This is a genomic window from Weissella sp. DD23 (assembly GCF_001579105.1).
Taxonomy (GTDB): Bacteria; Bacillota; Bacilli; order Lactobacillales; family Lactobacillaceae; genus Weissella; species Weissella cibaria.
Window position 1 is genome coordinate 1 of record NZ_KQ970468.1, and the last position, 446, is coordinate 446.

Below are 446 nucleotides of genomic sequence, written 5' to 3' on the forward strand. Positions count from 1 at the left end.
CTTGTATGGTCAGGGCATCACGTGGGCGGAAGTCATGGCCCAAGCAAAATAAGTGTGATTGATTTGGCTGTTTTGGTGGTAATGCTACCGAGGCAGCCTTTCTTTTTACTATACAAAGAAAGCGCTTACATCAAGAGGCAATTTGTGCTATGCTTAACAGGTAAAAATGATATCAATTTGGGGGATAATCATGGCACTATTAGGGGCAATTGAAGGTGGCGGTACCAAATTTGTGGTGGCTGTAGCCGATGCGGCACATCCAGAGACGGTCGTTGCACGGGAAAGTTTTCCGACGGCGTACGCAGCTGAGACGATGAGTCAGATTCAAGCGTTTTTCGATCAATATCAGGATATTGTTGCGATTGGTATTTCAATGTTTGGACCAATCGATGTTAATCCAGCCAGTCGCACATATGGTTATGTGCTGGCAACGCCCAAGCGTGGTT

At 46.2% G+C, this 446-nt stretch carries 2 protein-coding genes; both read left to right on the top strand.

What is annotated here, in order from left to right; genetic code table 11:
* Positions 1-213 (top strand): hypothetical protein (locus WEIDD23_RS14060; RefSeq protein ID WP_207644219.1); only part of this gene is annotated, 213 nt, incomplete at its 5' end.
* The coding region (locus WEIDD23_RS12290) for an ROK family protein (RefSeq protein WP_156469680.1) at positions 191-446 on the top strand (256 nt) is incomplete at its 3' end. The genes WEIDD23_RS14060 and WEIDD23_RS12290, both read left to right, overlap by 23 nt.